We start from the raw sequence: 15,685 nt of genomic DNA, 5'->3' as shown, positions 1-15,685 counted from the left end.
GATGAAGATCATGAATACAATCAATTGGTTAAAGAATGTTCGTTTGGAATGTGGTTACAAGATAGAGAATGAAAGAGTTACAGGAACGATGACCGGGCTATTTCATCTGTTGATGGAGGATGGAAGGATTGCGAAGGTTGTCAAAGATGGGGAAGCCATACATGATGATTTACCGGTGGAGGATGCAAAAGGGTTGCTGGCGTTACCATCCTTCATCGAAAAGCATGTTCATCTTGATAAGACACTGATGGGGGATGTTTGGAGAGCGTGCACTCCTTCTTCAAGTGTCATTGAACGCTTTGAAAATGAGAAGCGGGTTCTGCCTTCCATAGCAACAAGCACATGTAAACGTGCAGAATCTTTACTGGAAATCCTTTTAGCTTCCGGCTCTGCACATATACGGACCCATGTTGATATTTATCCTGAAGTGGGATTGCAAAACTTAGAGCAAGTGCAGCAGGCGCTTGCTGGCTATTCTCATAGACTCAGTTCAGAAATAGTCGCATTTGCGCAGCACGGATTGTTGCGGTCCGGTTCAGTCAAACTTGTCAGGGAGGCATTGCGAAACGGGGCAGGAATCGTCGGGGCGGTCGATCCAGCAACAGTCGATAACAATATTGAAGCATCGCTGGTTCAATTGATGGATTTGGCAGTGGAAGCGAACGCTGATGTGGACTTGCATTTGCATGATCCAGGCCATCTGGGCACGTTCACCATGAAACGCTTGGCAGCTCTTACCAAGCAGGCCGGCTGGGAAGGCAGGGTAGCATTAAGCCATGCTTTCGGTATCGGGGACGTATCCAAGGAAGAAGCCTATGATTTGGCTGACATTCTTAGGGATGCGGGGATTTCCATCGTCACTAGTGTCCCTATTAACAGGCAGATGCCCCCTGTTGATTTATTACATGAAAGAGGGGTTGAAGTATCAGTAGGAAATGATAATATCTTTGATGTATGGTCCCCTCTTGGGAATGGTGACATCTTGGAGAGAGCAGGAAGGCTCGCAGAACGTTTCAAATGGATCGATGAAGTTTCACTTTCCCGGACACTCGGGTATATAACCGGCGGAAAAACCCCGTTGGACGAAAAGGGTAACCAGGTATGGCCGAAAGCGGGAGATGCCGCAAGTCTGGTGTTAATTGACGCAAGCTGTTCTGCAGAGGCAGTTGCCAGGCGTTCTGAACGTAAAGCAGTCATTTATAAAGGAAACGTAGTTTCCGGTTCACTGTATAAACAAAAGCAGTCAATTGAAAGGTAAGACTAATCGAAAAAGGATTTCCGGATACTTCCGGATTTCCTTTTTCGTTTTGGTTATGGAACGGCTTCCGCTTCCATGTACTTTTACTTACTTATGTTATATGCTGTGGAAGTGATTTTTTCTATATTGGTTAAGGAATCCCTTCCGTGTCATTGTCGTTATTACACAAATATATTTTAAACAGTCTCGCTTATCCCTGTCCATTTGCCTTGCAGCCTTAGTCAAGCCAACAAATTAGCAGGGAGCCGCAGTCTTTGTTACTATTAATGGTAACGTTATCATATCGCATGCCCCATCCGGGGACCGCGTTTATTAGCATGGTGCTGTCTTATCGCCTTTTTCAATGGAAGGGCAATTGAAATTCACCATGAGCTTGAAAAGTATCATGTTCAAAGGAGATGGAATCTATGAAAAGTTGGAGTTCTTCTGTGACTCTATTTTCTTCTTTTCAATGGTTGTTTTTTATTTTTGCAAATACGGTAGTAGTGCCCATATCGATTGGCGCAGCTTTTGATCTGCCTCCCGATGTTACGGAAATGACCATGAGAAGCTCGCTCATTTTCACCGGGATCGCTTGCGTGTTTCAGGGGTGGAAGGGGCATAAGTATCCACTCATGGAAGGTCACTCCGGTCTATTGTGGGGAGTGATGCTGAATCTAGGGTTATCAGCACCATCCTTAGGGCTCGGTTATGCCGAAATAGGAGGGGGAATTGCTACTGGCCTCATTGCAGCTGGTGTCGTGACCCTCATTATTGCTGCCTTCAACCTGATTTCTTTTGTCCAGAAGATTTTCACCCCCATGGTCATGACGGTTTATTTATTCCTTCTGACGTTCCAGCTCATCTTTGTCTTTTTCAAGGGGATGCTTGGGATTACGGAGAATGGGGAAATTAACATCCCGGTCAGTTTCCTATCAGTGGGGATTGTACTTCTAGTAAGTATATTAAAGATAAAAGGACCAAGGACCTTAAGCAATTTCTCTATATTGATCGGGATTATGGTGGGATGGATTTTTTACGAGCTGCTATTTCCGGAGGCCGGGGGAGAAATGGGATCGACGGGTGCCGCTTTTTCACTTTTCCCATTAGGTGCTCCAAATCTGGAATTCGGGATCATAGCGATTTCCTTTTTTGCAGGATTACTGAATTTGTGTAACACGTTCGCTTCCATTCAAGCCGCATCGGAATTAATCGGTGATGAAGCTGAACACAAGCAGTATCGGAATTCTTTATTCATGACTGGCGGTTTTACCATTTTCGCTCCGTTGCTTGGACTTGTTCCGTATACACCTTTTACTTCGTCCATCGGATTTTTGCAGAGCACTCAAATCTATGAGCGGAGGCCCTTCTTGCTTGGAGGCATGCTATTGACCATAATTGGGCTGATTCCTCCTTTCATCGCTTTCCTGGCCACCATGCCGATAACAGTCGGGAATGCAGTATTGTTCGTTGCTTACCTTCAGCTGTTCGGTACGGCTTTCAATAGCGTCAAGGGCCAGCATTTCACTTCAGACACGATATTCAGGCTTGCCGTACCAGTATTGATTGGAGTGAGCTTGATGAACATCCTGCCTAATGCATTTTCGAACGTTCCCACGCTTTTACAGCCATTTTTGACGAATGGGCTCATAATGGGCGTATTGATATCAATCGTGCTGGAAAAATCGGTGAACTGGAATCGTTATGAACAGCTGCAGAACTAAGACGACTTCGAAAGTAATGGCTATACATAAAGGATCGTCCTATTGAAATAAGGAAAAAAAGAAAACCGGAAGGGTGTTAACCTTCTGGTTTTCTTTTTTTTCAATGATCGTCCAGGTATTCATCGTAAACGGCTTTTGCAGAAATTAGGCGCTATAATCAGTGGCAATACCCACTCCCCTGACATATTTTGTTGAAGGAAGTATTTGACGTGGTATCAATTCCCTGACCATTTCGTTCAGATTTCCTGTTCTAAGCACTACCTTATAAATAATAAACGGAGGTTATATAATATGTATGAATTTCAAAATCAATTGCAAAACCTGTATGTCGATGATTTCCAGGTGACTCAGCCAGTTCCTTGGGATCAAAGCCAGTTCCAGCCAGGATATGCTGCTGACGATTCCCGACTCATTGGTTTCGGTTTTGGTTGTTTTGGTTGCGTTGGTTGCTTTATTGGGGGCTGTGGGTTCGGTCGTTGCGGAGGTTGCGGAGGTTGTGGGTTCCGTTGCGGGGGTTGCGGACGCTGCGGAGGTTGCGGCGGTCGTTGCGGACGTTGCGGCGGTTAAGTATCCAGATTTACTAAAGGAAGTCCCTGCATGTACAGGGACTTTTCTTTATTGCATTAGACATAAGGGACAAATTGTTGTACATAGGATTAAAGTGAAGTGCTGTGCTAATAGCAGTACTTAAAATGCATCGGGTTAGGAGGAGCGGAATGGTGAATTTGACCCCTTCTATGCGTTTGAAGGTGAAGAGAGATACGTTTTTTCTTCCGGAACCGAATAGAGGTGTGTATTTCAGGAATAACATAAGTTCGTTCCGTATGGAGGGCGGCTCGATCGTCCAGTGGATTGAAAAGCTATTACCGATGTTCAACGGAAACCATACATTGGGAGAGTTGACGGATGGATTGCCGGGCCCATACCGGAACAGGGTGATGGAAATTGCCGAGGTTTTGTACGGCAATGGGTTTGTACGGGATGTAAGTCAGGAAAGTCCCCATCAATTGAGGAATCAAGTACTTGAAAGGTATGCTTCACAAATCGAGTTCCTGGAAAGCTGCGGCGATTCCGGGGCTTACCGTTTTGAAACTTATCGAAAGAAGAAGGCGTTGGCCATAGGCTCTGGCCCATTGTTCCTTTCATTGGTGTCCTCGCTGTTGGAATCCGGATTGCCCGCATTCCAAATCTTCATTACGGACACGGTACCGACCAATAGAAAAAGATTGAATGAAATCGTGGCGCATGCGCGTAAGACGGACGACGAGGTTTCCATAGGGGAGGTCGTGCTTGAAAAGGGAGAAGAGATTGAATGGAAGGAAATCGTGCAGCCTTTTGACACGATTTTATATGTGTCACAAGAGGGTGATATAGAGGAGTTAAAAGAACTTCATTCGGTTTGCAGGCAAGTGAAAAAAATCCTGTTTCCTGCATTGATCATCAATCAAGTAGGCATGGCTGGTCCGCTTGTCCATCCGGATTCCAAGGGGTGTTGGGAGTCTGCTTGGCGTCGCTTACATCAAGCTGAGCTGGAAAAGAATCAGGCACCATCTTCCTTTTCCGCAACAGCCGGAGCGATGTTGGCCAATATAATGGTATTCGAATGGTTTAAAGAGGCTACAGGCGTTATGGCAGCAGAACAAGCCAATCATTTTTATCTGTTGGATATGGATACAATGGAGGGAAAATGGCATCCATTCATTCCCCACCCGGGAGTGACGGGAAAGGGGGCTGCTGCATGGGTTGAAGATTTTGATCAGCGGCTCGAACAGAAATCGGAACCGAGTGAGCCGGGTAAGGTGTTTATGTATTTCAGCCGATTGACATCCTCGGAAGCCGGGATCTTTCATCGTTGGGATGAGGGAGATTTAAAACAGCTGCCGTTGGCCCAATGCCGAGTTCAGGTTGTTGATCCGCTGTCGTCCGGTCCGGCCGAACTGCTGCCCGAAATCATCCGTTCAGATCTGACGCATGAGGAAGCGAGAAGGGAATCCGGTCTTTCAGGAGTTGAAGCATATGTATCCCGAGCACTCAGCCAGCTCATTCCGACTCTTACACCGCTTCAGGGGGCAGAAGATATAAAGGAGTCGGCCGTCGGTATCGGAGCAGGGGAAACATTTGCTGAATGTGTATGCCGTGGACTGCAAAGCTATTTGGATAAAGAGCTTGACAATAAGCGGTTCAACCAGGAGAAACTCGTGTCGGTGCAGTTGGCCCAAGTGGAGGATGAACGCTGCAGGTATTATCTCCAAGCGCTGACCCGTCTGCAAGGAGAACCGATCATCGCATTGGGTGAGGAAGTGTCCGGTTTCCCGGTAGTTTGGGCAGGAACGAGCGACGGCTGGTCCGGAGCTGTCGGTTTGAATGTAACGGTCGCATTACGGAACGCGTTGCAAAAGGCCGTCATGAAAGTCCAAAACCAGACCGTTTGCCTCACAGCTCCAGATTTAGTGGCATCGCCTGTGCTTAAGGAAGAAAAGCCCTTGAATCTTGTGATTCCTTCGTGCGGGGTGACGGGGGATTCCGAGATATTAAAATCCGCCATTCAAGTCTTGAAGAAGAATAAGAAGCGAATCTTCGTTTTCGAATTAGAACTGGAAACTTTCTTGAAGGAAGAAATGGCAGGAGTGTTTGGGGTGCTTTTGCGAGAGGAGGAATCAGGGTGAAAACTGACGTATTGGTTGTCGGGGAAGGAGTGCTGGCCGACCATGTTCATGGGGACCTGTCCGGCCAATATCAGGTGAATCGCCAAACCGATTTCGAGGCAGGATTACCGCAAACGACGGCTATTGTCCTTCTGCTGCAAGATGCCTGGAATCCAGCTGTCCATTTAAAGGCGGAAGAGGTGATAAGGCAAGCGGGCATTCCATGGCTGCGGGGGTTCGTTTCATTTGGAGAGGGAGTGATAGGTCCGTTGGTGCGCCCGGATGTTCCTGGCTGCTCACAATGTGCGGACCAAAGGCATCTCATGGCCGGGCGTGATCGAAAAGAAATGTGGGAAATCCGCAAACAGCTGGAGGAAAATGGGGGGATGGATCGTGATGCGGCTGCATCACGCACAGGCCTTTTACAGATGGCCCACTTGATTTGTGCAGAGGTAAGGAAGGCGATGAAAGGAGAACGCGCCTGTTCGGAAGGGCGAGTATCAATCATCAACTTGAAAACGCTGAATGGCTCGTGGCACTCATTTTTACCAGATCCATTGTGTCTGGTTTGCTCAACATTACCTGATGACTCGAAGGAACGGGCCAGGATTACGTTACAGCCAAGCCCGAAAATCAGTCCCGACAGTTACCGTACCCGTTCAATGGAAGACCTGAATGAAGTTCTGGCCAAGGATTACTTGGACCATCGCACAGGTTTCTTGAATAATAAAATGATTGACCTTGTGCCGCCATTTGCCGATGTAAGTGTTAATTTGCCTTTATTCATAGGAGATGAGGGGGCGGCAGGCCGTACTCTCTCATATGCGGCCAGTGAGATGACGGCCATATTGGAGGGATTGGAAAGATATTGCGGTATGGAGCCCCGCGGTAAACGGACAGTCATACATGACAGTTACAACAACCTTAAGGATTTTGCGCTCGATCCGATCAGGATAGGGGTACACTCGAAGGAAAATTACGCACAGCGGGATTTCCCGTTTCAACCGTTTAATCCTGACCGCTCGATAGATTGGGTATGGGGCCACTCATTTTTGCAAGAGCGGCCGATCTTGGTCCCGGAATTGCTTTCCTATTACAGCTTGGGCTGCGGTCATGGGTTTGTCTATGAAACTTCCAATGGCTGTGCTTTAGGGGGAAGCTTGGAGGAGTCCATTTTCTACGGCATCATGGAAGTGGTCGAACGTGATTCGTTTCTTCTGACCTGGTATGCGCAGCTGCCGCTCACACGTCTTGACCCTTATTCTGCAAATGATAAAGAACTTGAGCTGATGATTGACAGGGCGAGGGCGGCAGCTGGGTATGATATCCATCTGTTTAATTCGACCATGGAACATGGTATCCCGAGCGTATGGGCGTTGGCTAAAAACAGGAAACAAAAAGGATTGAATATCATATGTGCGGCAGGGGCCCATCTGGACCCGATCCGGGCCGTGAAAAGCGCGGTCTTCGAGTTGGCTGGCATGATGCTGACACTTGACGATAATTTGGAAGAGAATCTGGATGAGGTTGAGAAAATGCTGCATGATTCTTCACTGGTACGGAAAATGGATGATCATGGCATGCTGTACGGTTTACCGCAAGCCGAAGAGCGACTGCAGTTTCTGCTGGATGATGACCGCCCAATGCGAACATTCGCTGAAGAATTCGGGGAAAAGGTGAACCATTCGGACTTGACGGAAGACTTGCAGGAAATCCTTCAGGAGTTTCGCCGATTGCAACTCGAGGTGATTGTGGTGGATCAGACGACACCGGAAATTGCACGAAATGGATTACATTGCGTGAAAGTGCTGATACCGGGGATGCTGCCGATGACATTTGGCCATCATCTTACCCGCATAACGGGGCTTGAGAGAATACTGAGGGTTCCGATGGAACTTGGATATGCTGAACGGCGGCTTGAATTCGAACAGCTCAATCCGCATCCGCATCCTTTTCCATAAGCGGTGATTTAGGAGGTTGGAGGATGAGTCTAGAAGCATTTTTGCACAATTTGCATTTTGATATCGAAAAGGCAAGTCCGCCGGATTGGGAAGTGGATTGGGATGATGCACCGCTGACTTATAAGCTTTACCGTGACTTGCCTGTTTTTCCGCTATCACTGGAGGTGCCGCTGACGCTGGAGGGCTGCAGCGGGCCTTCAAAACAGGACCTTAAAGGAATCGGTCATTTCCTCTGGTATGCATATGGCCTGACCCAAGTCAGTCAGGTATCGAGCTCCTCGGAATCTGAGGACCTCATGCAGTCATTCCGGCGTTTTCCGCCATCAGGGGGAGCTTTGTATCCAAGCGAATTGTACGTGTACTTGAAGATGGAGGGATTACCTGCTGGTGTATACCATTATGATGCGGCACACCACCGGCTGGTATTGCTGCGGGAAGGGAATTTTGATTCATATATAACAAAAGCTCTTGGAGAAAACTTTGATATGTCCGCATGCTTTGGCACGGTTTTTGTATCGACGATGTTTTGGAAAAACTTCTACAAATATAATAACTTTTCATATCGTCTGCAAGGCCTGGATGCAGGCGTGCTTCTTGGACAGTTGCTCGAAGTGGCGAAACGGTTTGGAATCGCCGCTGGGGTGTGCTTTCAGTTCCTTGATCGGGCCATCAATCACCTTCTCGGGCTTTCCGATGAGGAAGAGAGCACATATGCGGTGGTCCCCTTATCGGCAGACCCCGCATTTTGGTGTACTGTTGAAAGTAATAGTAACGGACCTGTCACTTCGACAGAATTATTGCCGGAATTGCCGGGAATTCAGCCTGAACACTATGTTCGGTCGCAAAGAATCAGGGAATTTCCGATGCTGACTAAACTGAATGCAGCATCCATGATCGAAACCACCCAATCATTCCGGCGGATCAGTCCGAAGAATGGGACGAAATCCGAAGGACATATTGTAGCCCTTCCTATCGTGAAGCGGCTGTCCTATGACTTGGCATCAGTTTGCCGGAAGCGGTTTTCACCTGAAATGGACTTCGCACTCGGGAAAGTCAGTCAATGGCAGCTGGCTTCTCTACTGCAGGAGGCAACCGCTTCGTTCTCCTATCGAAATGACTTGGATGGAAAAAACGTGAACGATGAACATCGCGTTTCATTATATGCTTGTTTGTATAATGTGGAAGACATACAAGATGGTGCATACCAATACGACAGCACGACACATACATTGCAACAGATACAATCGGGAGATCAGCGGGTCCGATTGCAATACGGAATGTCCCTCGATATCATGAATTTTCAGCAAGTGCCAATCTGCATACATGTAGTTGGCGATCGGGACCATTCCAAAACGCAACTTGGATATAGAGGATACCGCATCCAGCAAATGGAGGCGGGGATGCTCGTTCAGAAATTACTGCTAGCTTCGTCAGCGCTCGGAATGAACGGGCACCCGCTGCTCGGCTTTGATGTGGAAATGTGTGATGAACTTTACAAGATCGGTGGTGGTCCTCAAGGAAAAACGAGCCTGATCCAAATCCCGATCGGCCATCATCGGAATCGTCCCTGGCTGAAGGGAAGTTTGCATAGTTAAAAATGTAACGATAGCCTTCATTCCTTTTAAAGAATGAAGGCCGTTTCTATTCAATGAGGAAAATCCGATTATTAATATAGGCACTTTTCGTTAAGATTGTTGTTTTTAAAACTAAACGATTTAAGGTTGATTGGATTGGAAGTGCAAGACTCCTGCGGGAGCACCGCCCGCCCCGCGGAAAGCGAGCATCTGGAAGGGAAATCAACCACACCACATTACTTGGCAAATGGCAACAAAGTATGCGAAAACAGCCTTAATAAAAAACTGGAACTTGAAAAACGGTATAGCTTCCAACCTAAGAGTGCAATAATCCCGGCCGAGGATTATACTGATATAAAAGGTTTTATCATTTAAGGGAATGAATAAGTAGATAAAAAAGCCAATAATTTGGAACGCTTTTAACAAAACCAATTTAAAGGATGTAGCTTATGGAATGGAGAACGGATAGAAAATCCAAGGAGCCTTTATATAAACAAATAGCTGGTTATATTGAGAGTGGTATTGCTGATGGAACATTTTTACTAGATAAGCCGTTACCTTCTGAGCGCTACTTGGCACATGAACTGGGGGTTAACAGAAGTACAGTTGTAGCAGCTTATGATGAATTGGAAGCAAATGGGTTAGTTGAACGAAAAAAAGGAAGCGGAACGATGATCAGCAAGGATATATGGGGAATCAACAGAAAACGTATGCCTAGTTGGAATAGATATATCGAAGCTGGTTCATTTTTACCCAATTTGCCGGTAACCCAAAGAATACGTAAAGAAACGGAAGGAAATAATCTAATAAACTTAGCTAGTGGGGAGGTATCAGAAGACTTATTTCCGGTCCAATCCTTACGTGAAATCATTTCGAATAGGTCCTTTATTGGAAGTTTAGGTTATGATCACCCCCAGGGCAATGCAGTTTTAAGGGGCACAATTACTAATCATGTAAAACAGTATAGAAAAATTGATACTCATCCATCTTCCATACTCATTACCTCTGGTGCACAGCAAGCCATACATCTCGTTGTCCAATGCTTGCTAAAGCCAGGCGATGCCGTTGCATTGGAAGATCCATCATACGGCTACAACCTTCCCATTTTTCAATCCGCAGGACTAAGAACTTTTCTTTTACCAGTTGATAAGGATGGCATCAACCCAGAAGATTTACTAGCACTACATAAAAAACATCGAATCAGGATGATATTTATGAACCCTGTTTTTCAAAACCCAACAGGAACTGTACTTCATATCAACCGACGTAAAAGGATTCTAGAGATTTCATCCGAATATGGAATACCGGTTGTAGAAGACGATCCTTATAGTTTAACTTCCTTTTCTGGGGAAAAAATCTCTACTCTTAAATCGATGGACAACAACGGAAATGTTTTATATATAAGCTCTTTGTCAAAAATTGTTGCTTCTGGCTTAAGAATTGGCTGGATAATAGGACCGAAACCAGTTATAGAGAGACTGTCTGATGCTAAGCAGCAGGTTGACTTCGGCCATGGCTCCTTCACTCAATGGATAGCAAATGATTTTTTGGAGTCAGAGTATTTTCCTGCCCATATTACTTATTTAAGAGAGCAGCTAGAAAAAAGAAGGAATGCAATAGTTTCAAGTCTTAACGAATTCCTGCATAAAGAAGTTGAGTATTTTTCGCCAAATGGTGGAATTCATTTGTGGTGTAAGCTGAAGGTGCCTTTGAACGAAATAAAGTTACTGGAGGAATCTATCAAAAGAGGAGTTATATACGTTCCTGGTTCAACATTAGGTACAAATAAGGAATATGTACGCTTTACTTTTGCAAGGGAAAATGAGGCTTCAATTCACGAAGGCATCAAAAGGTTTGCAGAGGCTGTAAAAAGTTTATAAGGATATTCTCAGACTGTAGACAAACTCGATTTTCATTGAGTTTGTCTGCAGTCTTTTTATGGCTTGTACAACTTAGATGTTGATTTCCGCTCCAGGCACTCGCTTTCCGCGGGCGGTCCGGGAGCCTCCTCGACGCTTCGCGCCTGCGGGATCTCCCTTGGCCACGCTTTCCCGCAGGAGTCTCGTGCCTTCCGTTCCAATCCACTATTTATAAACTTTAGATAGAAACCATACCCGAAGAGTTAAAGGTGTTGTTTTGGGTCAGTTGTTCAGGCATATCATTTGAAAGTTATGTTTTCCGACCAATTTTTGTCTTTTTATGGCTTGTACAACTTAGATGTTGATTTCCGGTCCAGGCACTCGCTTTCCGCGGGCGGTCCGGGAGCCTCCTCGACGCTTCGCGCCTGCGGGGTCTCCCCTGGCCACGCTTTCCCGCAGGAGTCTCGCGCCTTCCTCTTCAATCCACTTTGTTTTACCTTTTAGATCGAACCCATTTGCCTAGAGTCTTTGAATAGAATCATGTTTAGAAAGCATTCTCTTCTCTAAAACAATAGTCTTTGCACTTTTCTGTGTATATTAGCGGAATTCAGCAAGTGGATGGTGGAAATTTCACTTAATTGGATGGTCCTAAAATTGGTTGTTCTTTTATTATAGAGAAGTAGGGTTTTCTAATATATTTACGATGAGCGATCGACCTGCCAATCAGGAACGATTTTTTGTGTAGTTTCACTACGATATACGATGAGAATTGGAATAATTTGAAATGGCTCAAGGAAATGGATAATAATATGGGGAGGCATTTGATCATGACGATAAGTATAATATTAGTAGTAGCCATTAGTTTAGTTGCCTTGGTTGGGACCCTTTCGCTAGCGGGGAAGAGTGATAGTGATTATTCCGCGGCAACGAGAGGGAATTTGTTGAACCTTAGTTATATTTATATAGGTCTTGCCCTAATATTAACTGTGGGCATCGTCTACTTCGTAATAAAATTAGCCTAAGATATCACGTGAATGATTGCTATAATAGCATATCAAAATGTATATAGGCTTAATTTATAAAGCTCATGTTTTGTAAGTGATATACAAGACATACTCTATTTGCAGGGAATTGTGAATTTGTTCACATATGTGGCGGAAATGTGAACGAAATAATCTGATTGATACGTGAAAAAATCACCATTGCAAGCTGGGTGAACAAGAAACACGGTAATAGAACGGTCACTTCAAAGAAAACCTGACCGCCTCTTTCAATTAAACTTTAAATTAGGCTTTTCTCGTTAAGATTGTTGTTTTTAAAACGAGACTATTTAAGGTTGATTGGAGTGGAAGTGCGAGACTCCTGCGGGAGCAGCAGGACAGGGAGACCCCACAGGCGTTTACACCGAGGAGGCTCACCGCCCGCCCCGCGGAAAGCGAGCATCTGGAGGGGAGATCAACCACACCACATTACTTGGTAAATAGCAACAAAGTATGCGAAAACAGCCAATAAAAAAGGGGATGGGTAAATGTTAAAAGAACACTTATTGACAGAGGTAACCGATCATGTAATGATCCTGACTTTGAATCGTCCTGAAAGCTTGAATGCATTTAGTCCGGATATGATTGCAAGCTTAACGAAAGCGATAAAGGATGTAAAAAAAACACCACATATAAGGGCAGTCATCATCAAAGGGGCGGGAAGATCATTCACTGCGGGAGGTGATGTTAAGTCAATGGGGAAGGCTTCTGCAAGTCAATTGTATGATCATGTTGGCAGGATGAATGAATGCATATTGGCACTGGATGCTTCTGAGGTTCCCGTAATCGCTGCCGTCCATGGATTTGCGGCAGGGGCCGGATTTAATTTGGCACTCGCCTGTGATTTGATCGTGGCTTCCGATGATAGTCAATTTGCCATGAGTTTTTCACAGGTAGGCCTGATCTCTGATGGAGGTGGTTCGTATTTTTTACCTAAAATAGTAGGGCCCCACCTTGCAAAGCAGCTCTTCTTTACTGCCGAGCCAATTTCTGCGGAACGCTTATACCAGTTAGGTGTCATTAATTATATATATCCACTCAATCAACTTGAAGAGGAAACATTGAAACTTGCGGAAAAGCTGGCAAATGGACCGACAAAAGCTTATGGGATGATGAAAAAGCTCGTTAGCCATTCATTTACGGCCACACTTGATGAAATGCTCGAACAGGAAAGAATCACGCAAACCTTGATGGCCTCTACAGAAGATCATCTTGAGGGAGTTGCAGCATTCAAAGAAAAAAGAAAACCGGAATTTACAGGGAATTAATAAGGGAGGGATAAAGATGAGAGCCATTCATTTTGAAGAATACGGCGGACCGGAAGTACTGAAATTGACTGAAATGGAAAGGCCCGTGCCAACTGGGCATGAGGTTCTGATTGAAATAGATTGTGTCGGCGTCAATTATGCAGATACAGCCAGAAGGGAAGGGCAATATGTAGTACCTACGCCGCTTCCGTTCATTCCAGGTGCGGAAGTGGCTGGCGTTGTGGTGGAAGTTGGTGGAAAGGTGACCAAAATCAAACCTGGTACAAGGGTCGTGAGTTTAATTGAATCTGGTGGATATTCAGAATATGCCCTTTCGGATGAATTCTCGGCCATTCCGCTTCCAGACTCCATTCAGTTCCATGAAGCTGTTGCCCTGCCCCTTCAAGGTCTGAGTGCTTATCATATTCTAAAGACAATGGGACGCATGCAACAGGGGGAAACGGTATTGGTCCATGCTGCTGCAGGTGGAGTGGGAACGATTGCCGTACAATTAGCCAAAATCTTCGGGGCTGGAAAAGTGATTGCCACCGCCAGCACAGTGGAAAAGTTGGAACTGGCTAAATCGATGGGGGCAGATGAACTTATCGATTACACGAAAGAAGGATGGGAAATGAAAGTCCGTGAGGTCACGTCCGGCAAGGGAGTAGACGTGGCGCTGGAAATGGCAGGAGGGGATGTTTTCAATAAAACATTGAAATGTTTGGCTCCATTTGGACGTCTTGTTGTTTTTGGTAATGCCAGTCGTAAGCCTTATACGATGAACCCGCAGCAATTGATGAGGCGCAATCAATCCGTCGTAGGCTTTTTCCTGCCACAGATCATGAAACATCCAGATTTGCTGTTGCCTAGCATTCAAGAGCTTTTTTCTTACGTCACGTCCGGGGAACTTAAGCTAACTATCGGCGGCATCTACCCAATTGAAAAGGCAGCAGCCGTTCATGAGGAAATGAACGCCCGTCAAACGAAAGGGAAGTTGATTTTGCAGGTGAAATGAGAAGAAGGGGTGTATATGATGCACCCCTTCTATTTTAATTGGATTTCACTAGTTCCTTAAGCCCTCAAGAACGATTCAATCGGTATCAGTGCTCACATCCTTATCGGGATGCATGAAAGGTGGCTGCGGCGCTTTTTTAGCCTCTAACAGTTCACGGTTTTCAGTTGAATTCCAGCCTATATCATTGGTGGGATGTATCCATTCGTCTCCAGCCATGATTTCCGGGTCAGTCTTTTCGCTCCAATTTTCGAGTGGAGAGTTTTCAGATGCATATTTACTGTCGCCGATGACGACTCCATAATCATTGACGAATGGAGCCTGTGGTTTTATGCCGGTTCCCTTAAAGCTTGGTGCGTTAATTTGGTGTGGTTGTGTATCGTCGACAACCGGTGACTCCAATTTCTTTTTCATGTAGTGTCTCCCTTTCCGTTTTACGGTTATTTTTCTCGTCTGTCCCTATATTATCCCTGAATAATTTCAGGCATTTTTACCCCATTCTAAAATGTAAACTATATGAAAAGGGTGGATGAAAATGAAACGGAAAGCCAATGTGGATGGTGCTGTCAAAGCAAGTAAAACGCCAAAAAGAAACCAAGCTGAAAATGAATTTTCCAATGAGTTCGCATTGGAGGAAAACACAATGAAAGGTGCCAACCGTAATTCGAAGCAAGGCAGAAAAGGAAGAAGTTAATGGATAAAGAAAAACAGAACAGCCAGGAAAAGCTGGGACAACATGTACGAACTGAATTTGGAATCGAATTCAGCGGCGATATGAACGCAACCAAAATTTATGAAATTTTGGCAAAAGAAAATAAAAAACGTGATAGTGATAAGTAAATAAGGACGGACCCAATTCTTGGGTCCGTCCTTATTCTTATAAAATGATGCTGCCAGATTTTGAGAGAGGGAATATCGTTGATCCCTTACCACTCGGATCAAAATAAGCAAGCATGAACGAAGGTTTCTCGACAATCATTCCCTCAGATAAATACGTTTCCAAATCAAAGGGAAGTGCCTCGAGCAATGTGTGTTTGTGTATTTCTTTTTCATTAAGCGACAAAGCTGCGAAAGAGGAACCAAGCTGTTCGGGATTATTCAGAATCTCTTCGTATATCTCTTTCCGACCATTTTTATCTAATGAAGCTTCCCACCAAGGTTTACGTGGTTTGTATTTCTGATTCATGAAATAATCCAATTTCATGAGTCCGATAATGTTTTTCAGTTCAGCAGATTCCCGGGAAGCCAAAAACTGCTGTAAACGTCTGAACAAGTCTTCGAGCTGATGACCGATTCGTGACCAGCCTTGTTCATCCCAATAGGTACCGAAATCTTGAAAGAAGTCGAATGGTGATTGAAATACCGTTTTGACAAGATATTCTGTGG

At 45.2% G+C, this 15,685-nt stretch carries 15 protein-coding genes; 13 read left to right on the top strand and 2 right to left on the bottom strand.

What is annotated here, in order from left to right:
* Positions 1-10: 10 nt before the first annotated feature.
* The 11 genes from ACFVSH_RS05225 (at position 11) to ACFVSH_RS05175 (ending at position 14,302) form a co-directional block, all read left to right on the top strand.
* Positions 11-1,258, top strand: a complete 1,248-nt coding sequence (locus ACFVSH_RS05225) for an amidohydrolase (RefSeq protein WP_387705158.1) — start codon at positions 11-13, stop codon at positions 1,256-1,258.
* Positions 1,259-1,665: 407 nt separating this feature from the next.
* Positions 1,666-2,961, top strand: coding sequence for a uracil/xanthine transporter (locus ACFVSH_RS05220; protein ID WP_387705156.1), 1,296 nt, complete (start codon positions 1,666-1,668; stop codon positions 2,959-2,961).
* A gap of 291 nt (positions 2,962-3,252) precedes the next feature.
* The gene (locus ACFVSH_RS05215; protein ID WP_387603478.1) at positions 3,253-3,528 is read left to right on the top strand and encodes a heterocycloanthracin/sonorensin family bacteriocin; all 276 of its coding nucleotides are present in this window, start codon (positions 3,253-3,255) and stop codon (positions 3,526-3,528) included.
* 149 nt (positions 3,529-3,677) lie between these two features.
* The gene (locus ACFVSH_RS05210) at positions 3,678-5,627 is read left to right on the top strand and encodes a putative thiazole-containing bacteriocin maturation protein (RefSeq protein WP_387705154.1); all 1,950 of its coding nucleotides are present in this window, start codon (positions 3,678-3,680) and stop codon (positions 5,625-5,627) included.
* On the top strand, positions 5,624-7,567 hold the full coding sequence (locus tag ACFVSH_RS05205) for a TOMM precursor leader peptide-binding protein (protein ID WP_387705152.1): 1,944 nt from the start codon (positions 5,624-5,626) through the stop codon (positions 7,565-7,567). Before ACFVSH_RS05210 ends, ACFVSH_RS05205 begins: the two co-directional genes overlap by 4 nt.
* Before the next feature lie 23 nt (positions 7,568-7,590).
* The gene (locus ACFVSH_RS05200; protein WP_387705150.1) at positions 7,591-9,162 is read left to right on the top strand and encodes a SagB family peptide dehydrogenase; all 1,572 of its coding nucleotides are present in this window, start codon (positions 7,591-7,593) and stop codon (positions 9,160-9,162) included.
* A gap of 135 nt (positions 9,163-9,297) precedes the next feature.
* On the top strand, positions 9,298-9,516 hold the full coding sequence (locus ACFVSH_RS05195; RefSeq protein WP_387705148.1) for a hypothetical protein: 219 nt from the start codon (positions 9,298-9,300) through the stop codon (positions 9,514-9,516).
* A 74-nt stretch (positions 9,517-9,590) separates the two neighbouring features.
* Entirely contained in the window at positions 9,591-11,021 is a 1,431-nt protein-coding gene (gene pdxR / locus ACFVSH_RS05190) for a MocR-like pyridoxine biosynthesis transcription factor PdxR (RefSeq protein WP_387705146.1), read from the top strand.
* 806 nt (positions 11,022-11,827) lie between these two features.
* Positions 11,828-12,022 carry a hypothetical protein gene (locus ACFVSH_RS05185; RefSeq protein ID WP_192206497.1) on the top strand — a complete coding sequence of 65 codons (195 nt, stop codon included), beginning with the start codon at positions 11,828-11,830 and terminating at the stop codon, positions 12,020-12,022.
* Positions 12,023-12,528: 506 nt separating this feature from the next.
* A complete protein-coding gene (locus ACFVSH_RS05180; protein WP_387705144.1) occupies positions 12,529-13,308 on the top strand; it encodes an enoyl-CoA hydratase/isomerase family protein in 780 nt (259 codons plus the stop codon).
* 16 nt (positions 13,309-13,324) lie between these two features.
* Positions 13,325-14,302 carry a quinone oxidoreductase family protein gene (locus ACFVSH_RS05175; RefSeq protein ID WP_387705142.1) on the top strand — a complete coding sequence of 326 codons (978 nt, stop codon included), beginning with the start codon at positions 13,325-13,327 and terminating at the stop codon, positions 14,300-14,302.
* Between the two features lie 75 nt (positions 14,303-14,377).
* On the opposite strand, the gene ACFVSH_RS05170 is transcribed toward ACFVSH_RS05175, so the two are convergent.
* Entirely contained in the window at positions 14,378-14,713 is a 336-nt protein-coding gene (locus tag ACFVSH_RS05170) for a DUF3905 domain-containing protein (protein WP_387599523.1), read from the bottom strand.
* Between the two features lie 121 nt (positions 14,714-14,834).
* On the opposite strand from ACFVSH_RS05170, the gene ACFVSH_RS05165 reads away from it, so the two are divergent.
* Positions 14,835-14,993, top strand: a complete 159-nt coding sequence (locus tag ACFVSH_RS05165) for a hypothetical protein (RefSeq protein WP_192208350.1) — start codon at positions 14,835-14,837, stop codon at positions 14,991-14,993.
* Positions 14,993-15,139, top strand: a complete 147-nt coding sequence (locus tag ACFVSH_RS05160; protein ID WP_192203844.1) for a hypothetical protein — start codon at positions 14,993-14,995, stop codon at positions 15,137-15,139. The genes ACFVSH_RS05165 and ACFVSH_RS05160 overlap by 1 nt, the downstream gene beginning before the upstream one ends.
* Before the next feature lie 37 nt (positions 15,140-15,176).
* On the opposite strand, the gene ACFVSH_RS05155 is transcribed toward ACFVSH_RS05160, so the two are convergent.
* On the bottom strand, positions 15,177-15,685 hold a 509-nt coding region (locus ACFVSH_RS05155), incomplete at its 5' end, for a DUF4080 domain-containing protein (RefSeq protein WP_387705140.1).

This window comes from Peribacillus sp. NPDC058002 (assembly GCF_042886655.1).
GTDB classification, from domain to species: domain Bacteria; phylum Bacillota; class Bacilli; order Bacillales; family DSM-1321; genus Peribacillus; species Peribacillus aracenensis.
The sequence above is the reverse complement of the archived record's forward strand: the minus strand, read 5'-3'. Positions and strand labels throughout refer to the sequence as shown.